Here is a 23,343-nt window from a genome sequence, read left to right on the forward strand (position 1 = left end):
CGTCCCAGGTGGTCCAGCCCCACGATGGGAGCATGCCGAACCCTCATCGGATCCGCGCCATCTCCATGGCCGCCACCACCGTCCTCGTCTCCTCGCTGCTGACGGGCTGCGCCAACGCCACCACGAGTGTGGCGCTGTCCAGCCCGGCGCTGAACTGGTCGAACCAGAAGCTGGACTGGAAGGACTGTCCGGCACCGTCCGAATCGGAGGGCGGCGGCAGCGCCCCCGCGCCCCTGCCCAACGGCGGACGGTGGCAGTGCGCCACCCTGAAAGTGCCCCTGAACTGGAACAACCCCAACAGCGGGAGCATCGACCTCGCGTTGATCCGGGCGACGGCCAGCGGCCCGGGCAAGCGCATCGGATCACTCATCTTCAACTTCGGCGGCCCCGGAGGTTCCGGGGTGGCCGCGCTGCCCGCCTTCGCGCAGGACTACGCGGCCCTGCGCACCCGCTTCGACCTGGTCAGCTTCGACCCCCGCGGAGTCGGCCGCAGCGCGGGCGTGCTCTGCGAGAACGACCCGCAACTGGACACGTTCTTCCAGCAGGACGCGACACCCGACACCGCGGCCGAGCAGAAGTCGTACCTGGACAGCATCAAGAAGTTCAACGCGGCCTGCGAGGCTCACTCCGGCAAGGTGCTGCCGTATGTGCGCACCACCGACGCTGCCCGCGACATCGACCTGATGCGCCAAGTGCTCGGGGACGCCAAGCTGCACTACTTCGGCATCTCCTACGGCACCGAACTGGGCGCCGTCTACGCACACCTGTTCCCCCATAAGGTCGGGCGGGCTGTGCTCGACGCGGTCGTCGACCCGACGGAGAATCCGGAGCAGAGCTCACTGGGTCAGGCCAAGGGCTTCCAGCTCGCGCTCGACAACTTCGTCCGGGACTGCACCTCGCGGAACACGGGGTGCCCGATCGGCAAGACGCCGCAGGACGTCCAGAACCGGATCCTCAAGCTGCTGAAAAGCCTCGACAGCAAGCCCCTCCCCGGCGTCGACTCCCGCAAACTGACCCAGACGGCCGCCCTCAACGGCATCGCCGAGGCCCTGTACTCCAAGGATTTCTGGCCGTACCTCACCCAAGGCCTGCAGCAGGCGTACGCCGGCGACGGCAAGGTGCTGATGCTGCTGTCGGACGCGCTGAACGGGCGGGACGACAGCGGCCATTACAGCAACCTCATCCCCGCGAACATCGCCATCAACTGCGCGGACGCGAGACAGCGGTACAGCATCGCCGACGTGAAGGCGAAGCTGCCCCTGTTCCGGGCCGCGTCCCCGGTGTTCGGGGAGTTTCTGGCCTGGGGCATGCTCAGCTGCACCAACTGGCCGGTGCACGGCGCCGCCGACCACCCGGACGTGAGCGCACCCGGCGCACCGCCGATGCTGGTGATCGGCAACACGGGTGACCCGGCCACTCCGTACGAGGGTGCGTACAGGATGGCGCAGGCACTGGGCAAGGCCGTCGGAGTCGTGCTGACGTACAAGGGCCAGGGACACGGCTCCTACGACAGCGGAAACAAGTGCGTACAGAACGCCGTGAACGCCTACCTGCTCGACGGAAAGGTTCCTGCAGCCGGCACGGTCTGCACCTAGCAGGACCGGCCCCGCGTCCCGACCAGCAGATCGACCAGTCCCTCTTGCAGAGCAAAGGCGCAGGTCAGACAGTTATCCACAAGCGGGCATGGGCTCCGCCCGACCCGCCTACTATGGCCTGACTGCTCCCCGCGGCTCCGTGCGGGGAGCTCGTCAGGGGGGTGCACATGCCACGTTTCGCACAATGGACCGCCGCGGTCGCAGCCGCGCTACTGCTGACCGGTTGCGGCAGCGGCGCGGCCGGCTCCGGTTCCGGCGCGGACGATGCGAAGGGCGGATCCCGTCCGTCCGCGGCCTCACGTCCCACGGCCTCCTCTGAGCTGCCCTCCTCGCTCACCTCCCAGAAGCTCGAGTGGGGCCGGTGCAAAACCGCACCCGCGCCCGGCGGCGACTGGCAGTGCGCGACGCTCGAGGTGCCGCTGGACTGGGCGAAGTCGGGAGGCGAGACGATCGGTCTGGCGCTGATCCGTTCCAAGGCGACCGGAGGCAAGCGCATCGGCTCCCTCGTGTTCAACTTCGGCGGCCCCGGAGGCTCCGGCATCTCGATGATGCCGTCGTACGGGAGCATGGTCGCCAAACTCCATGAGCGCTACGACCTGGTGAGCTGGGACCCGCGCGGGGTCGGTGCCAGCGAGGGCATACGCTGCCGCGACGACAAGTCGATCCAGGCCGCCGAAAGCATCGACGTGACCCCGGACGACGACGCCGAGGAGAAGGCCTACTTCGATGACGCCGCCGCCTTCGGCGAGGGGTGCGCCAAGGCCGCCGGGAAACTGCTCTCGCACGTCTCGACGACCGACACCGCTCGCGACATGGACCTGATGCGACAGGTCCTCGGCGACCAGAAGATGCACTACTTCGGAATCTCCTACGGCACCGAACTGGGCGGGGTGTACGCCCATCTGTTCCCGAAGAATGTCGGGCGAGTGGTGCTGGACGCCGTCGTGGACCCGACCGCCGACAGCGTGGGCCACGCGAAGAACCAGACCCGAGGCTTCCAGCGCGCTCTGGACGACTACCTGAAGTCGACGAGTCAGGACCCCAAGCAGGGTTCCCGGAAGATCGCGGACCTGCTGAAGCGGATCGACGCCAAACCGCTGCCGACGTCGTCCGGCCGCAAACTCAACCAGTCCCTGGCCCTCACCGGCATCGTGCTGCCGCTCTACAGCAAGGAGAGCTGGCCCGCACTCACCGCCGCGCTTCAGTCGGCCCGGGCCGGGGACGGTTCCGCACTGCTGAGCCTCGCCGACAACTACAACGAACGGGACGCCTCCGGGCACTACGGCACGACGACGCACTCGCAGCGAGTCATATCGTGCCTCGACGACAGACGTCGGCCGACGCCGCAGGAGACGAAGGAACTGCTGCCGGAGTTCGAGAAGATCTCGCCCGTGTTCGGTGACTTCCTGGGCTGGGACACCGCCGGCTGGTGCCACGACTGGCCGGTGGCCGGGCAGTTCGACCATCCGGAGGTCAGTGCCCCGGGAGCGGCACCGGTACTGCTGGTGGGCAACACCGGGGACCCGGCAACGCCTTACGAGGGCGCCCGGAAGATGGCCGACGGCCTGGGCGAGGGCGTCGGCGTCGAGCTCACCTGGAAGGGCGAGGGACACGGCGCCTACGGAAGCGGCAGCAGCTGCGTGGACTCCACGGTGAACGCGTACCTGCTGAACGGAACGGTCCCGAAGGACGGCAAGGTCTGCTCCTGACGACGGGGCTCCGGTCACCCGCGGGGACCCGCAGCCCTCGCCAACAGACGAGGAACCTGCCGAGCACCGGCGTTTGCCCGGTACCTGCAGGCACTGGAGTCGGTCGCCGAGGCCAGGTGCATCAGACCACCGTGAAAGCCGCTGTGCCCAGGGAGTTCCCGCTGGCAGTGGCTGAATATCCAGAACGGTCGGGACCTGACGGGGAATCGGGTGAGCAAGGGTGGATGGTGCCGACCTTCGCTCAGGGCAACGGCCCCTGGGCCGGACCTAGGAGCTGCGCAAGCCGACCGAGGCCGCACGGCTGGGTCAGTCCAAGACGCAATACCTCTGGGGACCTCAGCTCTGCAAGCCAAACCGAAGTCACGCGCGAGCTGGACCCCCGGGGCTAGCAGTCGAGTTGCTCCTCAATCACTCCGTTAAGCCACCGCTCCACGAAATCGGCGATGGAAGAGGCTGCCCACCTGCGGCTGTCGGTCTCATGATCCCAGAGGAAGACCTGCTCAAATTGCCCTGGTACAAGCACTATCCCGAACAGGTCGCCATTGCCCGGCATGTCCGAGAAGAAGAGCAGTTGATCGAAGGCCATGTACAGCTCAGAGAAGGAACTCCGGAGCTCCAGGTTCCGCTGGACGATCGTTTCGAGCGGCGACACCAGGTGATAGCCGTACTCGCCAACGACGCCGTTACTCTCTCGCAGCACCGAGACCAAGTCGTTCGGGAGCGGGTGCCCAAGAGCCTCCGCAGCCTCACTCAAAGCGTCCACCGTGACCGGAACGCTGAACGCGACCTCGACCCCACCAGCGTGCCGTGTGATCAACTCTTTCCACATTGGGCGATGATCGTACCGACTACTCGGGTGAGGCAACCATGAGCTAACCGTGGCGCGTGCCAGCGACGAGTCCCGTGCAGCGGCGACTCACGGAGAACACGCTTCACTCGGTAGAACGGGCCGTCCCACATGGCGCCCCCAAGAAGTTGCCGCACGTCGGTGGCCGGCTGAATCGACTCGCGCGGAAACTACCGTCGCGAACCGCTTCAGGCCAGTCGGGATGGAGGCAAGACGGCCCTGGACGGTCAGTCCCGGGGCCGTCTCCGGGCCGTGCGAGGCCGCCCCAGGCCGGCCGACAACGACAGAAGCCCACGGCATCTGAACTGGTCAGAGCCGTGGGCTTCTTCAGTCCCGCTGGTCAGCGAGACCGATGATCAGTAGACCGGCTTGTGCGGTTCGATCTGGTTGACCCAGCCGATCACGCCGCCGCCCACGTGGACCGCGTCCGCGAAGCCCGCCGACTTCAGGACGGCGAGGACCTCCGCGCTGCGGACACCCGTCTTGCAGTGCAGGACGATCTTCTTGTCCTGCGGGAGACCCTCCAGGGCAGAGCCCATGAGGAACTCGTTCTTCGGGATCAGCCGGGCGCCCGGGATGGAGACGATCTCGTACTCGTTCGGCTCACGGACGTCGATGATCTCGATGTTCTCGCCGTCGTCGATCCACGCCTTGAGCTGCTTGGGAGTGATCGTCGAGTCGGCGGCCGCGGCCTGGGCCTCCTCGGAGACGACGCCGCAGAAGGCCTCGTAGTCGATGAGCTCGGTGACGGTCGGGTTCTCGCCGCAGACCGCGCAGTTGGGGTCCTTGCGGACCTTTACCTGGCGGTACTGCATCTCCAGGGCGTCGTAGATCATCAGTCGGCCGACCAGCGGCTCGCCCGTGCCGGTGAGGACCTTGATCGCCTCGGTGACCTGGATGGAGCCGATGGACGCGCACAGCACACCGAGGACGCCGCCCTCGGCGCAGGACGGGACCATGCCCGGCGGCGGGGGCTCCGGGTAGAGGCAGCGGTAGCAGGGGCCGTGCTCGGACCAGAAGACGGAGGCCTGGCCGTCGAAGCGGTAGATGGAACCCCACACGTACGGCTTGTTCAGCAGCACGCAGGCGTCATTGACCAGGTAGCGGGTCGCGAAGTTGTCCGTGCCGTCGACGATCAGGTCGTACTGGCTGAAGATGTCCATCACGTTGTCGGCCTCGAGCCGCTCCTCGTGAAGGATCACGTTCACGTAGGGGTTGATGCCCTGGACCGAGTCACGCGCGGACTCGGCCTTCGAGCGGCCGATGTCGGCCTGGCTGTGGATGATCTGCCGCTGCAGGTTCGACTCGTCGACCTCGTCGAACTCCACGATGCCCAGCGTTCCCACGCCGGCCGCGGCCAGGTACATCAGCGCGGGCGAGCCCAGACCGCCCGCGCCCACACAGAGCACCTTCGCGTTCTTCAGCCGCTTCTGCCCGTCCATCCCGACATCAGGGATGATCAGGTGGCGGGAGTACCTGCGGACCTCGTCTACGGTGAGCTCGGCAGCCGGCTCAACCAGGGGTGGCAGCGACACGGGGACTCCGTTGGTCGGTCAATCACTACGGTTGTTCTCCCCGTAACACTGCCACGCCCTCCTTCATTCCGAGACACCCGTTCCGAGGTGCGAGACGATTTCGTCCCAGTAGCCGGGCATCGCCTCCCAGGGCACGGTGCGGCCGCCCCGGTCCGAGCGGTCGGTGAACCAGATCGTCTCGGCTCCCTGCCAGCGCGCGATCCGCAGCGCCTCCTCCAGGTGGCTGCGGGGTACACCGTGCACGAAGTGGCAGAAACGCTCTGGCGGGTAGTCGGCGGTCCACTCGGCCACCTGCGACCACCGGTAGTCGCTCCAGGAGCCGGAGAACGTGACCAGTTGGTCGGCGTTCTCGGCGTACCCGGGATACGGGTGGGTGCCGTGCCCCAGAACGATGTGCCCCGGGGCGAGCAGCGCGCGGAGCGCGGTGACCGTGCGGCGGACCTCGGGGAGGGCGAAACGTTCGGTCGGGCAGCGGTCCAGGAAGAAGCCGTCGACCCGGTACCAGTCGAGATAGCGGTGCGCGTCGGAGAGCAGTTCGTCGAAGGTGCGGGCGCCGTAGGTGACGTCGAGGTGACCGAGTACACGGACGCCCGCGTTTCGCAGCCGTCCCGCGGCCTCCAGGCAGTGCGGGTCCGGGCATGTTCCGGGACCGCCGCTCACATTGAGGACGGCCCAGTGCACCGGGGTGCCCGGCCGGGTGAGCTGGCCCCATTCCAGAGGGGCGACGAGGGGGTGCGCATAGCCGGGGATCCCGAGGCCGACACCCAGCCCGGTGCTCGTGGAGCCCGCGGTGGTGCTGATCAGATGCGGCATGCCGCCTCCATCCAGATGTCGGCCAGGGACTCCTCGAGGTTGATGCGGGGCCGCCAGCCGAGCCGGTCGCGGGCGGTGCGGACATCGGCCTGCTGCCAGCTCCCGCAGCCGTCCGGGTAGGGGTAGGCGACCGGGACGACGTGCTCCGGGTCGTGCCGCGGATGGCCGATGGCGGGCCGTCCCGGCACGGGAGGCCCGTCGAGTTCGTGCAGGTTGCCGCCGTAGCCGGCCACCCGGGCCAGGACGGCGGCCGCGTCGCGGAGGCGCACGGCCCGGCCGGAGCCGATGTTGATCACACCCTGGGCGGCGGAGAGGGACGCGGCGTGGACCGCGCGTGCGATGTCGCGGACGTCCACGAAGTCGCGCTGGACACCGAGACCGCCCAGCTTGAGCTCGCCGTCGCCGGACTGCATGGCGCGGCGCAGGGCCTCGGCGAGCCGGCCCAGCGGCGATCCGGCGGGGGTGCCGGGGCCGGCGGGCGAGAAGACGCGGAGCACGACCGCGTCGAGCCCCGAACCGAGGACCAGTTCCGTGGCGGCGAGCTTGCTGACACCGTACGGGCCACCGGGACGCGGTACGGCGTCCTCGGCTGTGGAGGATCCCGGCTGGCTGGGGCCGTACTCGGCGCCGCAGCCGATCTGCACCAGGCGGGCCCCGCAGCCGCTGCGGCGCAGGGCTTCGCAGACGGTGGCGACGGCCACGGTGTTGTGCCGGGTGAGATCACGGGCGCCGCCGCGGATGGCTCCGGCGCAGTTGATGACGACCCCGGGGTGCACGGCGTCCAGGAACCGGGTGAGTGCGCCGGGGCTGCCCGAGGCGAGGTCGAACCGTACATCGGCGTCGTCGCCGCGGCCGAGCGCGGTGAGCTGCACGGCCGGGTCGGCGAGCAGGCGGTCGGCGACGAACCGGCCGAGGTATCCGTTGGCTCCGATCAACAGGACCCTCATCGGGCGGCTCCCGGGGCGGACTCTCCGGTTCGGGAGGTGATCATCTGTCTTTCTCCTTCGGGGGTGATGCCGTGGGATGAGAGGGGCCCGCGGTGTCGGCCCCGCGGGAGAAGGGGGCCCGGGTGCGAGGCCCCGGGCGGCAGTCCTGGTTCATGGCGTCGGAGGTGGGGTGCCGTGAACCGGGGGCTCAGGGTGAACCGGGCGGCCGTACATGGGCCGAGGCCCGGGTCAGGGTGCGGATCGCGTGGATCAACAGGGCGAGGGTCGCGGGAGCGCAGACCAGGGCGGGGACGGCGTCCGCGCCCCAGGCGTCGGCCAGGTGCCGGACCGGTGCGTCCAGGACCGAGCAGCCCGGGAGCCTGGCGGCGAAGACCGTGGCCAGGGCCGCGACCTCGGCGATCGCCGCGGTGCCGAGGACGAAGGCCGGGCCGCGGACAAAGCCGCGCGCGATCAGCAGCCGGGCGAGCAGGAGGAGGCCGCCCAGCGCGCCGGCTCCGGCGTACGCGGCGGGTTCGCCGAGCAGCGCTCCGCACAACGCGAGCAGAGCGCCGAGGGCACACAGGAAGAGACCGAAGACGCCGAGAAGCAGCGGGGTCACCGAGGACGCGAACTCCGCGAGACCGCGGCTCGCGCGGAGTCGTCGGCCGGCACGTACGGCGAAGAGGCGAGCGCACCAGGCGGCGGGGCCGCAGGCCAGGATCAGGGCGAGAACCGGGCCGGTGGCCGGGGGCCAGGTGCCCTGCGGGCCGCCGTCCAGTGCCGCGCCCAGCAGACCGTCGCCGAGGAGGGCGTAGAGGACGAGCCAGTACGTCGCCGCGCGTGCGCCGCCGGAGGTGGCGTGCACGGGGGCGCGCAAGGGGCCGCGAGCGAGTGCCGCCCGCAGACCGAACACGACGGCGAGCGCGCCCCCCGCCGCGACGGCAAGGCGGACACCACCTTCCGTGAACCGCAACCCGATGACCGTGGCCGTGCACAGCGCGCCCGGGAGCAGGGCGAGGACGGCCCACGCCCGGTGTTCCCGGGGCGCTTCGCCGGGGCCGGTGCGTGGCGGTGGCCGGTCGCCGCCGCGTGGCACGCGCGCGTACATCTCCTCGGCGAGCGAGAACACGTCCCGGTGGCGGTAGCGGGCGGCCGCGCGGTCGGTCAGCCCGTGCGCCTCCAGACCGGCCACGATCTCCAGCGGGTCGACGGCGCGCTCGCACAGGTCGCGGTGCCGGTGCATGAGTGCCTTGACCGGGTCGGCGCCGGCACGGCGGCCGGCGGGCCTGCCGGCCCGGAGGGCGCTCCCGGCGGGTGCCGGGCTGGTGGTGTCGCGGGTCCCTGGCGCACGCTCCGGCGCGCGGGACTCCGTGTCCGCCCCGGCCGGGGATCCGCCGTCGGAGTCCCACGGGGCCGACGAAGCGAGGGTCCGGGCCGCTGAAGTGGTGTTCTGAGACACCGAAGTGGGGCTCTTCGTGGCGGACTCCGTCCGGCCGTCGGCCCGGCTGTGGTGTTCGCCGTCCGCAACCACCTCGTCCGCGCTCCCGGACGTCTCCGCCTCCCCCTCCTCGCCCGTGACTCGCTCCCACGCCCCGTCCAGCCATTCCTCCGAACGTCCGTCCCAGGAACCGGGGCTGCCGGGTGTGCCGGGTCGGTCCAGTTCCCCCACGTCGCTCATCGCGCCCCCTCCGCTGCCGGAACGGGTTCCTGGAGGTGCCCGGTGGTGCTTCCGGGTGCGGTCGCGTCGCCCGGCTCCCACGCCCAGCGCGGTCCGGAACCCGGCCGCCGCACCTCGGTCCAGCGGCCCGGCAGACAGGACTCCGCCGGCGCTCCGAAGGGCAGCGGTTCACCGGCGTCGTCCACGACCACCCGCCGCACCGGCGCATGGGAGACGACATCCAGGTAAATGCAGTGAAATGCTGCTACGTTCTGCTCGACCGTGAACAGCTCCAGGGCGCGTGCGCGAGCGGCCGCGCCGAGGCGCTCACGGCGCTCGGGGTCGCGCAGCAGCGCCAGGCACGCCTCCGCGAGTGCCCGCGGGTTGCGCGGCGGGACGACCAGCCCCGTACCGCCGATGACCTCGACGACCGCGCCCACGTCCGTGGACACCGTCGCACGGCCGCAGAACATGGCCTCCACCAGGCCGATCGGAAACCCCTCGACGACGCTCGACAGGACGACGACCGCCCCGCCCGCATAGGCCTCCGCCAGGTCCGGCACCTCCGGGCCGCCGATCTCCTCGAAGGACACCGGGTTGTCGCCCACGGGGTGCACGCCTTCGGCCTCGTCGGGGAACAACTGCGCGGCGAGCGCCCTGCAGTGGCCGAGATAGGCGGTGCCCTCGACGTCCGCGGGGGCCCCCACGATCCGCAGCCGGGCCCGCGGCTCCTCTTTACGGATCTCCGCGAAGGCGTGCAACAGGGAGATCAGGTCCTTGGCGGGTTCGATGCGGCCCACCCAGACCAGCGTGCCGGGGTCCGCGCGGTCGGCCGACTCGCCCACCTCCGTGAAACGGGACGCCTCCATACCGGGGTAGACCGTGCGCAGCCTGGACCGGTCGGCACCGCACCGCTCCTGCCAGCGACGGGAGTGGGTGTTGCCGGGGGTGATACAGGCCGCCTTCCGGTACACCTCCGCGGCCAGCCGCCGGTGGAAGCGGGCGAGCAGCGCGCGCACGGTCGGCGACGCCTCCGGCGCCCTCAAGTAGTGCTGCCGAAGCTGTACGCCGTATTCGGTGACCAGCAGCGGCACGCCCGTGAAGTGCCCGGCGAGCAGTCCGGTGAGGGCCGCCGCGCCGCCCGTGGTGGCGTGGCAGAGGTCTGCCGCGCCGAGCCCGCCGTCCTCGTACCAGTCGAGCGAGAGGGGGCGCAGGGCGCGTTCGATCCGCGTGGCGACCTCGAGCAGGTCGGGGAGGCGCACCGTCCGCGCGGCACGCAGGGCGTGCGGTGCACGGCAGGCCTGTTCCAGGACGCGCAGGGCGGTCTCGGAACGCAGGGCGGCGGTCAGCCCGCCCTCGTCACGGGTGAGTTCGGCGAGCGTGTACAGGGCACTGCCGAAACGGTCCGCCTCATGGCCGAACGGCTCCGCCGCGTTCTGCGGTGTGCCCGGCTCGGGTGCCGTGCAGAGTGCGGCGGCCAACTCCCCGTACGCCTCGGCGAACCGCCGCCGGGCCCGGCGCCCGTGAGCGGGCGCGACATCCTCCGCGGTCCACAGCGACGCCGTCCGCACCCCGACGACCTGCGGCGGCAGCGAGAGCCGGCCGTCGGTCTCCTGCCGCTTTGTGCGGCTGAGTGCGTAGAGGTCGAACTCATGCTGCCCGAGCCCGCGCACGAGCCGGTCGCACCAGAGCCTGGCGTCACCGCTCACATACGGGTAGCCACCCTCCGTAACCAGTCCGATCCGCACGAGTGCACCCCCGATCTCCCGTATTCGAGCCGCCGTTGGCCCCGGCGGCTCGCAGCGGGACGAACGTATGCGGATATGCCGGTGGCGCGATGGACGGTTGTCCATCGCGCCACCAAAAGGGGTGAACGGACGTAACTTTCCCGCGCGGACCGCGTTCGCTCGCGCTAGGAGACCAGGGGACTACTTTGCGTTGCGAAGCGGGCTGGTCCCGTGCCGTCCGCACGAAGGGGTCTCACGCCGTCGCCAACTCCCTGCGCGCGCTGCGCCGCTGGGTCGCCACGGCCGGATCGAGGGCGGGGACGGCGGCCAGGAGCTGCTTGGTGTAGGGGTCCTGGGGCGACTCGTACACCTCGTCGGCAGGACCGTACTCGACGATCCGTCCCTGGCGCATCACCGCGACCCGGTCGCTGACCTGACGTACCACAGCGAGGTCGTGCGCCACGAAGACCAGCGACAGGCCGAGTTCGCGCTGCAACTCACCCAGAAGGGCGACGACTTGGGCCTGGGTGGTGACGTCGAGCGCGGAGACCGGCTCGTCGCAGACGATGACCCTGGGGTCGGCGGCGAGCGCCCGGGCGATGCCGACGCGCTGCCGCTGCCCACCGCTGAACTCGTGCGGGTAGCGGTCGTAGTGCGCCCCGTCGAGCCCCACGCGCTCGAGCAGTTCCCGCACGCGGTGCCGAATGCTCTGCTCGTCCCTCCCCGACTCCCGGCTGCGGCCGAGGCCGCGTGCCCGCAACGGGTCGGCGATCGACTCGCCCACGCTGCGGCGGGGGTTGAGGGAGGAGACGGGGTCCTGGAAGACCATCTGCACGGCGGGGCCCACCCCGGTCCGCACACCGCCCTCGTAGCGGACCTCGCCGGCCGTCGGCTGCAGCAGCCCGACCAGCATGCGCCCGAGGGTGGTCTTCCCGCTGCCGCTCTCGCCCACGACGCCGAGGGTCTCGCCGCGCCGGAGCGCCAGCGACACGTCGTCCACGGCGGCGAAGCGCCGTGAGCCGTGGCCGAATTCACGGCGCAGCCCCACCGCCTCCAGGACAATCTCGTCCGAGGCGGAGCCCGGCGAGCTCCTGGGCACGTCCACGCGCGGCACCGCGCCCAGCAGTTCCCGCGTGTACTCCTGGCGGGGCTCCCCCAGCACGGTGGCGACCGGGCCGTGCTCGACGACCCTGCCGTGCCGCATGACGAGCACCTCGTCGACGCTCTCGGCGGCGACGCCCACGTCGTGCGTGACCAGCAGCAGCCCCATCCCGGTCTCCTCCCGCAGCGTGTGCAGCAGGTCGAGGATCTGGGCCTGGACGGTCACGTCCAGCGCGGTGGTCGGTTCGTCGGCGATCAGCAGCTCGGGCTGACAGGCGAGCGCCATGGCGATCAGGGCGCGCTGGCGCATACCGCCGCTGAACTCGTGCGGGCGCGAACGAGACCGCCGTACCGCGTCCGGGATCCCCACCCGGTCGAGGACTTCGACGGCACGCGCGCGTGCCGCACGCCGTGACACTCGCGTGTGCACCCGGTAGACCTCGGCGATCTGGTCGCCGATCGCGTAATAGGGGTCCAGCGACGACAGCGGGTCCTGGAAGACCATCGCGGCCTTTCCGCCGCGCAGCCGCCGCAGTTCGTCGTCGGAGGCCCGTGTCACGTCGGTCCCGGCGACCTGGATCGAGCCGCGCACCACGGCGCCCGTGCCGCGGTGCAGCCCGAGCAGCGCCGAGGCGACGGTGGACTTGCCCGAACCGGACTCGCCGACCAGACCCAGTGCGCCGCCCCTGGCGAGCCGGAAGGAGAGCCCGTCGACCGCGCGCAGATCGCCGAACTCGACGGCGAGATCGGTCACTTCCACCAGCGGCGTCGTCGCAGCCTTGGAGTCGCTCATGTCAGTACCACCCGTCGGTCGGCCACCGCGTAGAGCACGTCGGCGACGGCGTTGGCGATGACCACGAAGAAGCCGATGACCAGGACCATGCCGACGACCACCGGCAGGTCGACGACCGCCACCGCGTGCACCAGTTCCTGTCCGATGCCGGGAAGGCCGAAGAGCGTCTCGGTGAGCACCGCGCCGCCGACGGCGGAGCCGACGTTGTTGGCGTTCAGCGCGATGACCGGCGCGAGCGCCCCGCGCAGGGCGTGCCGTCCGATGACCGAGCGTTCGCCGACGCCGTAGGCACGGAAGGTGCGGATGTGGTCCTCGGCGAGCGTCTCCAGCATCGCCGCCCTGGTCAGACGGGCGAACGAGGCGGCCTCGATCAGGGCGAGCGACAACCACGGCAGCAGCAGGTTCCACGCCCACTGCTCGGGGTCGTCGGTGAAGTTCACGTATTGCGGGAAGGGCAGCAGTTGCAGCTCGCCGCAGACGACGATCATCAGGACCAGGCCGATGACGAAGACCGGCGTGGCGGTGCCCGCCAGGGTGATGCCGGTCAGCAACCGCTCGGTGAGCCTGCCGCGCCGCCACGCGGAGAGCATGCCGGTGCCGACACCGAGGACGAGCCACAGGACCATGGCGCCGAGGACCAGCGACAGACTGACGGGCAGCTTGGTCAGGATGATGTCCAGGACCTGCTGGTCGCTCTGGTAGGAGAGCCCGAGGCAGGGCGCCGTGCAGTGCTGCACCGACGTGCCCGTCGAGTAGTCCTGACCGACGAAGAGGCCCTCGAGGAAGTGCCAGTAGCGCAGGTAGAGCGGGTCGCCGAGCTTGAGCTGCTGCGCCACCTGGTGCACCTGCTCCGGCGAGCAGCGGGGGCCGCAGGTGATCTGGGCGACATTGCCGGGGGTGGCGTAGAAGACCACGTAGATGATCACCGAGATGGCGAACAGGGTGACCAGGGCGCCGACGGCCCGGCGCAGGGTGAATCCGCCGAGACCGCTCATGCCGTCTTCTCCTTGTCTGCCTTGGCCTCGCTCTTGCGGCCCGTACCGATCCGCAGACGGGAGGCCGCGCGCGGGTCGAGCGCCGTGCGCACGCCGTCGCCGAGGACAGTCAGCGCCAGGACGGTCACGAACAGGGCGCCGGCCGGCAGCAGCAGGTACTGCGGCGCCGCCTGGTACCAGACGTCGGCGGCGGTGAGCATCTGTCCCCAGGACGGTGTCGGGGGCTTCACGCCCACGCCGAGGAAGGACAGGGCCGCCTCGGTCGAGATGTTCGTGGGGACGAGCAGCGCGGCGTACGTGATGACGGGTGCGGCCAGACCGGGCAGCAGCTCGCGCCGGGCGATCCGCCAGGTGCCCCAGCCGCTGAGCCGGGCGGCGGAGACGTAGTCGAGCCCCTTCAGCGTGAGCGTCTGTGCGCGCACGATCTTGGCAATGTTGCCCCAGGCGATCAGGCCGATGACGAGGGTGACCAGGACGGGCCGCGGGAAGCTCGACGGCACGATCGCGAGCAGCGCCAGCGACATGATCATGAGCGGCATGGCGACGATGATGTCGGTGGCACGGCTGAGCAGCTGGTCGACCCATCGGTTGCCGAGCGCCGAGGCGACACCCATCGTGACCCCGATGGCCACCTGTACGACGGTCGCGGCGAGCGCGACACCGAGTGACACGCGCGCCCCGTAGACCAGCCTGGCGAACAGGTCGCGGCCGGTCTGCGGTTCGACACCGAGCCAGTGGTCGGCGCTCATGCCGCCGAAGGAGCCGACGGGGACGCCGCCGCGGGCGGAGTCGATGAGCGTGGGGTGGTACGTGGTCGGGTCCTGGCCCTCGAGAGCGGTGAGCAGCGGCGCGGCGAGCGCGACCAGGACGAGCAGCGCGACGACGCCCGCCGCGACGAGGGCGACGCGCTGCGCCTGCAGCCGCCGCCAGAACAGACGGGCCCCCGAGGCCCCCGGGACGGGTGTGTCCGTCCCGGGGGCCTGAGAGGCGACAAGTGCCTCGCTCACGGCGCTACTTCACCGCGACCTGCGAGACGTCCAGCACACCGGTCCAGTCGCTGATCACGATGTCCTTGACGTCCTTGCCGTACAGGCGCTTGTAGACGGGGTGGAAGAGCGGCACGGTCAGGGCCTGCTCACCGATCTTCTTGTCCAGGGCGCCCCACCGCTTCGCGGCGGCGTCGAGGTCGGTCAGCTTGTTGATCGCGTCGATCTCGGTGTTGACGGACGTGTCGTTCAGCAGGCCGGTGTTGAAGTTCGCGCCGTCCTTGACGATCTGCCGGCCGTCGAAGATCGGGGCGAGGAACGGGCCGCCGGACGGCCAGTCGGCGCCCCAGTGGGCGAGGAAGAATCCGGGCTCCGTCTTGACGCTGTGGATCTTGTCCTTGTAGTCGTTCTCCTCCAGGCCCTGGAGGTTGACGGTGATGCCGGCCTGCTTGAGCGCGTCCTGGATCGCGGTGGCGATCTCCGGGCTGGTCTCGAAGTCCTTGCTGTTGGAGTGGGTCAGGGTGACCGTCAGCCCGTTCGGGTACCCGGCCTCCTTCAGCAGCTCCTTGGCCTTGGCCGCGTTGCCCGCCGCGCCGGCCGGGAAGAGGTCGTAGGGCGTGTAGCCGAAGGACTTCTGGTCGGGCAGGAACGTCGTCGCGGGCTCGGCCAGCGCGGATCCGCCCGCGGCGTTGATGACCGACGAACGGTCGATGGCGTACGAGATCGCCTGCCGCACCTTGACGTTGTCGAACGGCTTGACCGTCGGGTTGAACGCGATGTAGTTCGTGTAGCCGAAGTGGCCGGTGCCGACGCGCGAGGCCAGTTCCTTGTCGCCGGTCACCTTGGCGAGCTCGGCCGGGCCGAGGTTGGTGTCCGTGGTGACCGCGGCGGCGTCCGCGCCCTGGGACGCCGACAGCCGCTGGTTGATCACGGAGGAGTCGAGCCCGGAGCGCACGTCGATCTTGTCCGGGTAGGCCTTGCGCTGGTCGTCCTCCGACCAGTTCGTGTTGCGCTCCAGAACGAGCCGCTCACCGTCGTTCTGGTTCTCGACGACCTTGTACGGGCCCGACGAGACCGGGTGCTCCTCGTACTTCGTGCCGGTGTCCTTGGCCTTCGGTACGGGCGTGAACTGCGTCTGTGTGGCCAGGTAGGGGAACTCGCCCTCGGGCTTGTTCAGGTGGAAGACGATGGTCTGCTCGTCCGGGGTCTCGATCGCGGCGAGGCCCTTCTTGTCCTTGTACGGGCCCTGGTAGTCCGCCGCGCCGACCAGCCAGTCGCGCAGGTAGGGGGCGCCGCCGGAGAGTTCGGGGGCGAAGGAGCGCTCGATGCCGTACTTGATGTCGGCCGAGGTGATCGGGGTGCCGTCCTCGAACTTGAGGCCCTTCTTCAGCGTGTACGTCCACACGGTCGCGTTCTCGCTGGGGCGCCCGGTGTCGGTCGCGAGGTCCGGGACGACCTTGGCGCCGGCCGCGCCGTTCGCGCGGTTGCGGGTGGTGAGGGTGCGGAAGACCAGCGAGGGGACGTTGCCGCCGCCGGAGGTGTACAGGCGCGCCGGGTCGAAGTCCTGCTGCGGGTCGGAGTTCAGGACGGTCAGCGTGCCGCCCTTGTGCGGCGCGGAGTCGCCACCGGCAGCCTTGACACCGTTGTCCTTCGGCCCGCAGGCGGCGGCGCCCGCTACCACGGCCAGGCCGACGGATGCCGCTGCCAGGCGGCGCGCTATGACGGACGGTTGACGCATCGGAATGACGACCTCTCGAAGGCGCGTCTCGATCTACGAGACAAGTGAACGAATGGTGAGACGAAGATGAGCACACGTCTGCCAGGCGCCGAGCCGTCGGAAAACCGTGAACCGATCGGCAGTGCGAAAGGTCACGCAGAAGGTCAAGATCGCGACGCGAGCGCCTGGGGCGGCGTCAGCAACAGTGAATGTCGGCCACGCACAGCGAGGTCACGCCGATGAGCGCCAGCTCGATGGCGGCGCGGCTGAGGGCGTGACAGGACGACATGGTGAGAAATATGAACGAACTCCGCGCGCATGTCAACGCGGCCAAAGTGCTGCCCGTCAACTCCTGGGAAAGGGCCAGGGATTGGGCAGACAGTGGATTCCGTCGTGATCGAGAAACTTCGTCTGCTGCTGCATGACCGGCGCCAGCTCGCCATCCTTCTGGCAGCTGACATGGCCGTACCCGAGGCGGTGGCCGACCTCGTGGTTGATCAGCATCTGACGGTAGGCGTGAATTTTGTCACCATACGTCTTCGAGCCCTGCGCCCAGCGATAGGCGTTGATCATCACGCGTTCGGTGGAGGCCGAGTCGCACGAGACGTTGTCCTCCGTCGTGTCCAGTCCTGACTTGGCACACCAGGCCGCGGTGGTACCGGGGCTGGCGAGCGTGATCACGAAGTCGGGTTTGCCGGAGTAGATGCGCTCGAAGGTACGGGCGCCGTGGTGGGCCCAGCTGCGGTCGTCGTTGAGCGTCTTCTGAACCGCCTGCGCGAACAGTTCCCCGTCGAGGCCGAGCCCCTTCTCCACATCCACGCGGTAGGTGTACTTCTGGCCCGTGCCGGGCGCCTTGGCGAAACCGGGGACCGCGAAGAACTTCCCCGAGCCCTTCAGCGTGGCACTGAGGGGGTACTTCTCGCCCATCGCCTGCTCGTACGTCAGCGGTTTCGCGTCGGGCGAGGTGGAGGGGGTCGGACGGCCGTTGCCGCGGGTGGCATAGCCATGCGTGTCGCGGGCCTGGTCGGTGGCGGCCGAGGACCGGGCGGGTGCGCCGTCCCGCCCGTTCACGAACTGGCCGGCGACGACGACCGCGAGCACGGTGGTGACGGCGGCGGCCGCGATCCCGGCGAACGTACGCCCCTTGCTCCTGGCCTTGCGCGGCTCCTCCTCGACCCCGGTCTCCGGCGTGTCGTCGGTCCCGGTGTCCGTTCCGGTACGGCGGTCGTCGATGAGGGGAACGGGACCGGTGGCACCGCGGCGGGGCGTGAAGACGTCGTCGTCCTGGTCGAAGGCGTCGATGTAGTCCTGGCGGGGGCCGCCGGACTGCGACCGCTGCTGGGGAAGACGCGGCGTGGCACGGCCGGGCGGTGCGGCCTGCGGCGCCTGTGTGGCCACCGGCGCACCCCTGAGCTCGCCCCAGCCGCCGCCGGACTCACGGTGCTGGGGATGACCGCCGCGTACCTGGGGGGTGCCGCGGCCGGGGGTGCCGTCGGGGAGGCGGGGGACACCGCGAGCGGGGGTGCCGTCCGGGAGACGGGGCACACCACGAGCCGGAGTGCCGTCGGCAAGGCGCGGTACGCCGTGAGCCGGAGTGCCGTCCGGGAAACGGGGCACGCCACGAGGCGGGGTGCCGTCCGGGAGACGGGGCACACCACGAGCCGGAGTGCCGTCGCCCGACCGTGGTGCACGCTGCGGGGGCGTACCACCCGGGAACCGGGGCACCCCTTGCGCCGGCGTGCCGCCCGGGAACCGGGGCACCCCTTGGGCGGGAGTGCCGCCCGGCACACCTGGTATCTCACGCGCCGGGGTACCGCCGGGCGGGCGGGGTCCGTCCGTCGCTTCCCACGTCGACGCGGACGCCGCCGATATCCCCGGCGTCGCGCCCGTGTCCTTGTTCGTCCTGTCGCCCCGCCCCTTGCGGCTGTGCCGTCCCACGCCGCGCCTCAGCTCCTCGCACCGGCCGTGCCGGACTCGCCCGTCGCCCCTGTGCCCCTGTTCTCGGGCTCGTCGCCCCGGCCGGCCGCGCGGCCGTCGCGACCGCTCGCCGGGTCGCCCACCGACTCGGGCAACTGCCCCGTGTCCGCGAGCAGTTCCCCGAACGCCGTGGCCACGACCTCCGGATACTCCATCATCGCGACATGCCCCGCGTCCGGCAAAGTCAGCAGCCGGGAGTCACGGAAGGCGCGCGCCGCGCGGTGGGCCATGCGGTAGGACACCAACTGGTCCCGGCCGCCGTACACCAGCAGCGTCGGCGCGAGGACCCGCTCCGCCTGGCGCCACAGCCCGTGCTGACCGCCCAGCGTGTACGCGTTCACGATCCCGCGCGCCGAGCGTGCCATCGCGTCCCAGAAGTAGGGCAGCCGCAGCCGCCGTTCCATCTCCTCGACGGCGTGGTCGAACCCTTCCGGCGTGACCTGCCCAGGATCTCCGTAGCACAGGGCCAGGACCCCGCGGACGCGCTGCTCGGGGCTCCATGACTTGGTGTAGCGGATGAACAGCCCGACCACGCCAGGCAGCGCGAGCAGCCCCGTCGGCACGGCGCCGCGCTGGATGAAGATCTCCGGCAGCGCGGGCGAGACGAGCGTGAGCGTACGGACGAGATCGGGGCGAACGGCCGCCACACGGGTGACGATGGCGCCGCCCATTGAGTTGCCGAACAGGTGCACCGGTCCGCGGCCGGTGGCGTCGAGATAGCGGATGATCGCCCTCGCGTGCCCCGTGACGGAGTAGTTGCCGTCGTCCGGGGGCGGCGAGTCACCGAATCCGGGCAGATCCATGGCCTCGCCGTCGACGAACCCGTCGAGCCGTGCCATGAGCGCCGACCAGTTCTGGGAGGACCCGCCGAGCCCGTGGACATACAGGGCGGGGGGCAGTCCTTCGCGCTCCGGCGGCCGCGACCGCAGGGTCAGAGTGATCCCCGGCAACCCGACCGACTTGAGGCGCTCCCCTTCCTCGACCCTGACAGGAGCCACCTTCGGGAGCACATTGGCGGCAACGACGGACGGCAGCTCGGTCGACGACATGCGGCAATGTTACGAGACGATCACACAGCGGCTCATGTGTTCGCCGTCACAGGAGCTGGACGCGGCGCGCCGCTGCCGCCTGGAAGCGTCAGGAGTCCCGCTTCACCACACATAGCGTCCGTATCGGGTGTCTCCTAGGCTCATAGCAGGGCACCCGGTGGGGACCCTGCCTCTTTCAGGGACGTTCCAGGAGTTCTAGGAGGGAGCCCACCATGGCCGTAGACCCCACTGATCCCGAGACGTTCGAGGAAGATGTGAACGAGGCCGTCGAGATCGACGTGGAGGCCCCGGAGAACGACGTCGCCGAACAACTCACGGAGCTCACCCCGGCGCGGGAGGAACCTCTGACAGAAGAGGAGATCCTGCGGGCCAACGAGGCCGATCTCGTGGAGCAGAAGCGCGTCGTCGAGATCGATGACGAGGACGCCTATCAGTGAGTGGTGAGTATCGGCCGGACACGGGACCGGTGAGGCACAGGACGATCCCTTCGGGCGGTCGGCCCGTAGGTGCCGGAGGTCCGCCTCGGGCAGGACGCTCGCACCGGAGAAGTGACAAGTGACCAGTGAGCGGACGAGTGCGCAGGCCGCGTGCCGCCGGGAGCAGGGAGAGCCTTTTGCCCGCACTGCCCCGTTCGGCGCGCTCCGCGCGGCTTTCGCCACCGTCCGGTCCATGAAATTCTGCGTTCGCACCGCGCACAGCACGGTTACCGAAAAGTACGATGGCGGCGCGGCGCACACCGCATGTGGACGATTTTGGGAGGCGGCGTGACAGCCATCGAGCAGACAGAGGCGGCACGCCCGCGGGGCACTCGCCTGCCGCGCCGTGCCCGACGGAACCAGCTGCTGGGCGCCGCCCAGGAAGTGTTCGTGGCGCAGGGCTACCACGCGGCGGCGATGGACGACATCGCCGAGCGGGCCGGTGTCAGCAAGCCGGTGCTCTACCAGCACTTCCCCGGCAAGCTCGACCTCTATCTGGCCCTGCTGGACCAGCACTGCGAGGCACTGCTGCAGGCCGTACGGAACGCGCTCGCGTCGACGACCGACAACAAGCAGCGTGTACGGGCCACCATGGACGCGTACTTCGCCTACGTGGAGGACGACGGCGGTGCCTTCCGGCTGGTCTTCGAGTCGGACCTGACGAACGAGCCCGCCGTGCGTGATCGTGTCGACAAGGTCACGATCGAGTGCGCGGAGGCGATCTGCGACGTCATCGCCGAGGACACCGGCTTGTCGCGGGTCGAGTCGATGCTGCTGGCGTCGGGACTCGGCGGCCTCGCCCAGGTTGTGGCGCGCTCCTGGCTGCACAGCGACCGCAGCGTGCCGCGCGACCAGGCGGTGCAGCTGCTGACCTCGCTGGCCTGGCGGGGCATCGCGGGATTCCCGCTGCACGGCAGCGAACAGCACCACTGACGCGGCGGCCGGGGCCACGTGGGTTTTGTTCCCGGCGGCTGTTCGCTCCTGGCGTGCCGGAGCGGAGCGTGCACGTCCCCTCACCGGGCTAATGTGTGCTGGTACGGCGCGGACGGCCGCGCACATCACTGACCGTCGGAGGGACAAAGCCGTGGAGGTCAAGATCGGCGTGCAGCACGCGCCCCGCGAGATCGTTCTGGAGAGCGGTCAGAGTGCCGAGGAGGTCGAGCGTGTCGTGGCCGAGGCGCTGGCCGGCAAGTCGCCCCTGCTGACCCTCGTGGATGAGCACGGCCGCAAGCTCCTCGTCCCCGCGGACCGCCTCGCGTACGTGGAGATCGGCGAGCAGGCCCCGCGCAAGGTGGGCTTCGGCGCGCTGTAGATCCATACGGAGCAATGGAAGGGGCCCGGTGGGACGCACCACCGGGCCCCTTCCGCTGCTCTGTCCCCGGCCTGCTCCAAGGTCGGCGGACACACAGACGGGGCACATCCCCCGCACAGAGGAGGATTGCCTTCCGCACGCCACGGGTAGTACCGGCTACGACTGATTTGCCCTGGCAGCAGCCGTGCGGGAGGGACCCTCGTCATGCTCTTGGAAGCGCTCGGCTCCGCCGTCCTCGGGCTCGCCCTGGCATGGGTGGCCGCACACCGACTGCCCCACCGGCTTCCCGCCCGCCGCCTGGTGCTGCCCACCGGCGTGGCAGGGGCTCTCTTCGGCGCGTTCATCACTCACAGCGCGCTGGGTTCGGTGGGTCTGCTCCTGATCCTCGTCGGCTCGCTGGTCGTCTCCGCGGCTTCACTGTCGCTGCTGCTGCGTCCGGCGGAAAGATTCCGCCGCCGATCGGCGACGGCCTGAGGCCGGCCGCCGGACACGGCGACGCCCAGGACAGCCCCGGCACCCGGCGCGAGCGGCTACGCCGACGCGTCGGCGTGGCGTCGCGACGACAGCGGCAGTCGCATCGATGAGGTCACGGGCCCGCGGGCCACCACGCTGATACGGGCGTGACGCCGGGGGCAGCCGCCTCCAACCGAGCCGCCGCGTCGACCGGACCGACCGAGGGGCACCGACAACGCCGACCGAGCCCGCCAGCCGGGGCGCGACCCCATCGACCCAGCCACACCGACCGCAGGTGCGCCAACTCAGCACGCCGGCCGGATGACCTACTGGCCCAGCCATGCCGGACACGGCGACCCGAGCGACCCAGCCGTGCCGGGCAGGGCGACGCCCGGGACACGCCCGACGAGGCGCCCAGGGCACCCCGGCGGCATCGCGCCGCGCCGATGCGACGATGAGCCGTCACGACGGCAGCGGCGGCCGCGCAGATACGGCCATGACGCCGACGGCCGCCGCGCGGCACCAGCCACGCCGGGCACGGCAACGCCTGGGGCGCCCGCCCCCGGCACCCATCGTGGCCTGGGGCACAGACGGGGCGGCAGCCGTGCTGATGGAGCCATGCCTGCGGCGGTAGCCGCTCTGCCCCCGCCGCGCCAGGCAAGTCGACGCCCGGGACACGCCCGACGACAGGCCCCGGCGGCAACGGGCCGCGCCGACGCAGCGGTGAACCGTCGCGACGGCAGCGGCCAGACGCATCAATGGGGCCATGGACGCATCGCCGCCAGCCGCGCTGATACGGCCCGACGCCGGCGTCAGCCGCACCGACGGACGCCCCAGCCGCAGCAACTCCGCCGCCCGCGGCAGCCGCCGTCCTTGCGAGGATCAGGCGGCCAGCCCCAAGGCGGCCATCCGCTTCGTGTGGGCCTCGGTGATCCGGGAGAACATCCTGCCGACCTCCGCGAGGTCGAAGCCGTCCGCGACGCCGCCGACGAGCATCGTCGACAGCGCGTCCCGCTCCGCGACCACGCGCTGCGACTGCGACAGGGCCTCGCCCATCAGCCGGCGCGCCCACAGCGCGAGCCGCCCGCCCACCCGCGGTTCGGCGTCGATCGCGGCGCGCACCTTCTCGACGGCGAAGCCGGCGTGCCCGGTGTCGTCGAGCACGGCCAGGACGAGCTCACGCGTGTCGGAGTCCAGCCGGGCCGCCACCTCCCGGTAGAAGTCGCTGGCGATCGAGTCGCCCACGTACGCCTTGACGAGCCCCTCCAGCCAGTCCGAGGGCGCCGTCTGCTTGTGGAAGCTGTCGTACGCCGTGACGAACGGGTCCATCGCCTCTGTCGGCTCGATCCCGATCTCGGTGAGCCGGTTCCGGATCCGCTCGAAGTGGTGGAACTCGGCGGACGCCATCTTCGCGAGCTCCGCCTTGTCCGTGAGCGTGGGGGCGAGCTTCGCGTCCTCCGCGAGCCGTTCGAACGCCGCCAGCTCGCCGTAGGCGAGCGCGCCGAGCAGATCCACGACCGCGGCACGGTAATGGGGGTCGACGGAGGCCTTCGCCCAGTCCTGGGCGGCGACCGAGGTGGGTTCGGCGGATGCGTCGGGGGCGTTGTCAGGCGTCGTCATGCAGCGCACAATAGTCCGCTCCGCGCCCCGGGGAAGTCCCTGGTCAATCACTGTG

Annotated in this window: 20 protein-coding genes; 6 read left to right on the top strand and 14 right to left on the bottom strand. The window is 70.6% G+C overall.

Translation table 11 applies throughout. The annotated features are described in order from the left end of the window. Window positions 1-32 precede the first annotated feature (32 nt). Together ACQEXA_RS21390 and ACQEXA_RS21395 are read left to right on the top strand one after the other, a co-directional pair. Window positions 33-1,595: an alpha/beta hydrolase gene (locus ACQEXA_RS21390; RefSeq protein WP_432932243.1), complete on the top strand. Its 1,563-nt coding sequence runs from the start codon at window positions 33-35 to the stop codon at window positions 1,593-1,595. A gap of 167 nt (window positions 1,596-1,762) precedes the next feature. Continuing rightward, complete coding sequence (locus tag ACQEXA_RS21395; protein ID WP_432932241.1) at window positions 1,763-3,304, top strand: alpha/beta hydrolase; 1,542 nt, start codon at window positions 1,763-1,765, stop codon at window positions 3,302-3,304. A 385-nt stretch (window positions 3,305-3,689) separates the two neighbouring features. Here the strand turns inward: ACQEXA_RS21395 and ACQEXA_RS21400 are convergent, their stop codons facing one another. The 13 genes from ACQEXA_RS21400 to ACQEXA_RS21460 all read right to left on the bottom strand — a co-directional run bounded on the left by ACQEXA_RS21400 (window position 3,690) and on the right by ACQEXA_RS21460 (window position 19,427). Beyond that, window positions 3,690-4,133 carry an SMI1/KNR4 family protein gene (locus ACQEXA_RS21400; RefSeq protein ID WP_432932240.1) on the bottom strand — a complete coding sequence of 148 codons (444 nt, stop codon included), beginning with the start codon at window positions 4,131-4,133 and terminating at the stop codon, window positions 3,690-3,692. Window positions 4,134-4,507: 374 nt separating this feature from the next. After that, window positions 4,508-5,686: an adenylyltransferase/sulfurtransferase MoeZ gene (gene moeZ / locus ACQEXA_RS21405; protein ID WP_359396593.1), complete on the bottom strand. Its 1,179-nt coding sequence runs from the start codon at window positions 5,684-5,686 to the stop codon at window positions 4,508-4,510. A 63-nt stretch (window positions 5,687-5,749) separates the two neighbouring features. Beyond that, window positions 5,750-6,499 carry a spherulation-specific family 4 protein gene (locus tag ACQEXA_RS21410; protein ID WP_432932237.1) on the bottom strand — a complete coding sequence of 250 codons (750 nt, stop codon included), beginning with the start codon at window positions 6,497-6,499 and terminating at the stop codon, window positions 5,750-5,752. Beyond that, window positions 6,487-7,446: an NAD-dependent epimerase/dehydratase family protein gene (locus ACQEXA_RS21415; protein ID WP_433130775.1), complete on the bottom strand. Its 960-nt coding sequence runs from the start codon at window positions 7,444-7,446 to the stop codon at window positions 6,487-6,489. The genes ACQEXA_RS21410 and ACQEXA_RS21415 overlap by 13 nt, the downstream gene beginning before the upstream one ends. Window positions 7,447-7,633: 187 nt before the next feature. Beyond that, window positions 7,634-9,103 carry a hypothetical protein gene (locus ACQEXA_RS21420; protein ID WP_432932235.1) on the bottom strand — a complete coding sequence of 490 codons (1,470 nt, stop codon included), beginning with the start codon at window positions 9,101-9,103 and terminating at the stop codon, window positions 7,634-7,636. Further along, on the bottom strand, window positions 9,100-10,830 hold the full coding sequence (pelF, locus tag ACQEXA_RS21425) for a GT4 family glycosyltransferase PelF (protein ID WP_432932233.1): 1,731 nt from the start codon (window positions 10,828-10,830) through the stop codon (window positions 9,100-9,102). Before pelF ends, ACQEXA_RS21420 begins: the two co-directional genes overlap by 4 nt. 232 nt (window positions 10,831-11,062) lie before the next feature. Further along, window positions 11,063-12,703, bottom strand: coding sequence for a dipeptide ABC transporter ATP-binding protein (locus tag ACQEXA_RS21430; RefSeq protein WP_432932231.1), 1,641 nt, complete (start codon window positions 12,701-12,703; stop codon window positions 11,063-11,065). Further along, entirely contained in the window at window positions 12,700-13,698 is a 999-nt protein-coding gene (locus tag ACQEXA_RS21435) for an ABC transporter permease (RefSeq protein ID WP_360998746.1), read from the bottom strand. The genes ACQEXA_RS21430 and ACQEXA_RS21435 overlap by 4 nt, the downstream gene beginning before the upstream one ends. Continuing rightward, a complete protein-coding gene (locus ACQEXA_RS21440; RefSeq protein WP_432932228.1) occupies window positions 13,695-14,705 on the bottom strand; it encodes an ABC transporter permease in 1,011 nt (336 codons plus the stop codon). Before ACQEXA_RS21440 ends, ACQEXA_RS21435 begins: the two co-directional genes overlap by 4 nt. 4 nt (window positions 14,706-14,709) lie before the next feature. Continuing rightward, window positions 14,710-16,422: an ABC transporter substrate-binding protein gene (locus tag ACQEXA_RS21445; protein ID WP_432932226.1), complete on the bottom strand. Its 1,713-nt coding sequence runs from the start codon at window positions 16,420-16,422 to the stop codon at window positions 14,710-14,712. Between the two features lie 175 nt (window positions 16,423-16,597). Next, window positions 16,598-16,690 (bottom strand): Ms4533A family Cys-rich leader peptide, encoded by a 93-nt coding sequence (locus ACQEXA_RS21450; protein ID WP_432932224.1) that lies wholly within the window; start codon window positions 16,688-16,690, stop codon window positions 16,598-16,600. A 56-nt stretch (window positions 16,691-16,746) separates the two neighbouring features. Next, a complete protein-coding gene (locus tag ACQEXA_RS21455) occupies window positions 16,747-18,339 on the bottom strand; it encodes a DUF3152 domain-containing protein (RefSeq protein WP_432932222.1) in 1,593 nt (530 codons plus the stop codon). Window positions 18,340-18,347: 8 nt separating this feature from the next. Further along, the gene (locus ACQEXA_RS21460; RefSeq protein WP_432932220.1) at window positions 18,348-19,427 is read right to left on the bottom strand and encodes an alpha/beta fold hydrolase; all 1,080 of its coding nucleotides are present in this window, start codon (window positions 19,425-19,427) and stop codon (window positions 18,348-18,350) included. A gap of 212 nt (window positions 19,428-19,639) precedes the next feature. Here ACQEXA_RS21460 and ACQEXA_RS21465 point away from each other — a divergent pair, with 212 nt between their 5' ends. From ACQEXA_RS21465 to ACQEXA_RS21480, 4 genes are all read left to right on the top strand, one after another. Further along, window positions 19,640-19,864: a hypothetical protein gene (locus ACQEXA_RS21465; RefSeq protein ID WP_359396617.1), complete on the top strand. Its 225-nt coding sequence runs from the start codon at window positions 19,640-19,642 to the stop codon at window positions 19,862-19,864. A gap of 327 nt (window positions 19,865-20,191) precedes the next feature. Further along, window positions 20,192-20,836, top strand: a complete 645-nt coding sequence (locus ACQEXA_RS21470; RefSeq protein WP_432932218.1) for a TetR/AcrR family transcriptional regulator — start codon at window positions 20,192-20,194, stop codon at window positions 20,834-20,836. 151 nt (window positions 20,837-20,987) lie between these two features. Beyond that, window positions 20,988-21,215, top strand: coding sequence for a DUF3107 domain-containing protein (locus ACQEXA_RS21475; RefSeq protein ID WP_359396621.1), 228 nt, complete (start codon window positions 20,988-20,990; stop codon window positions 21,213-21,215). Between the two features lie 204 nt (window positions 21,216-21,419). Continuing rightward, a complete protein-coding gene (locus ACQEXA_RS21480; RefSeq protein WP_359396623.1) occupies window positions 21,420-21,689 on the top strand; it encodes a hypothetical protein in 270 nt (89 codons plus the stop codon). Between the two features lie 861 nt (window positions 21,690-22,550). Here ACQEXA_RS21480 and ACQEXA_RS21485 read toward each other — a convergent pair. Continuing rightward, window positions 22,551-23,288, bottom strand: coding sequence for a ferritin-like fold-containing protein (locus tag ACQEXA_RS21485; protein ID WP_432932216.1), 738 nt, complete (start codon window positions 23,286-23,288; stop codon window positions 22,551-22,553). Window positions 23,289-23,343: the final 55 nt, after the last annotated feature.

Origin of the sequence: Streptomyces sp. CA-106110 (assembly GCF_050936285.1) — a bacterium.
In the GTDB taxonomy this organism is placed as follows: Bacteria; Actinomycetota; Actinomycetes; order Streptomycetales; family Streptomycetaceae; genus Streptomyces.

What these genes read in the sequence shown, in the direction of transcription:
- ACQEXA_RS21390 (WP_432932243.1), top strand. Translation starts at nt 33, where the DNA reads ATGCCGAACCCTCATCGGATCCGCGCCATCTCCATGGCCGCCACCACC.
- ACQEXA_RS21395 (WP_432932241.1), top strand. Translation starts at nt 1,763, where the DNA reads ATGCCACGTTTCGCACAATGGACCGCCGCGGTCGCAGCCGCGCTACTG.
- ACQEXA_RS21400 (WP_432932240.1), bottom strand. Translation starts at nt 4,133, where the DNA reads ATGTGGAAAGAGTTGATCACACGGCACGCTGGTGGGGTCGAGGTCGCG.
- ACQEXA_RS21410 (WP_432932237.1), bottom strand. Translation starts at nt 6,499, where the DNA reads ATGCCGCATCTGATCAGCACCACCGCGGGCTCCACGAGCACCGGGCTG.
- ACQEXA_RS21415 (WP_433130775.1), bottom strand. Translation starts at nt 7,446, where the DNA reads ATGAGGGTCCTGTTGATCGGAGCCAACGGATACCTCGGCCGGTTCGTC.
- ACQEXA_RS21420 (WP_432932235.1), bottom strand. Translation starts at nt 9,103, where the DNA reads ATGAGCGACGTGGGGGAACTGGACCGACCCGGCACACCCGGCAGCCCC.
- ACQEXA_RS21430 (WP_432932231.1), bottom strand. Translation starts at nt 12,703, where the DNA reads ATGAGCGACTCCAAGGCTGCGACGACGCCGCTGGTGGAAGTGACCGAT.
- ACQEXA_RS21435 (WP_360998746.1), bottom strand. Translation starts at nt 13,698, where the DNA reads ATGAGCGGTCTCGGCGGATTCACCCTGCGCCGGGCCGTCGGCGCCCTG.
- ACQEXA_RS21445 (WP_432932226.1), bottom strand. Translation starts at nt 16,422, where the DNA reads ATGCGTCAACCGTCCGTCATAGCGCGCCGCCTGGCAGCGGCATCCGTC.
- ACQEXA_RS21450 (WP_432932224.1), bottom strand. Translation starts at nt 16,690, where the DNA reads ATGTCGTCCTGTCACGCCCTCAGCCGCGCCGCCATCGAGCTGGCGCTC.
- ACQEXA_RS21460 (WP_432932220.1), bottom strand. Translation starts at nt 19,427, where the DNA reads ATGTCGTCGACCGAGCTGCCGTCCGTCGTTGCCGCCAATGTGCTCCCG.
- ACQEXA_RS21465 (WP_359396617.1), top strand. Translation starts at nt 19,640, where the DNA reads ATGGCCGTAGACCCCACTGATCCCGAGACGTTCGAGGAAGATGTGAAC.
- ACQEXA_RS21480 (WP_359396623.1), top strand. Translation starts at nt 21,420, where the DNA reads ATGCTCTTGGAAGCGCTCGGCTCCGCCGTCCTCGGGCTCGCCCTGGCA.
- ACQEXA_RS21485 (WP_432932216.1), bottom strand. Translation starts at nt 23,288, where the DNA reads ATGACGACGCCTGACAACGCCCCCGACGCATCCGCCGAACCCACCTCG.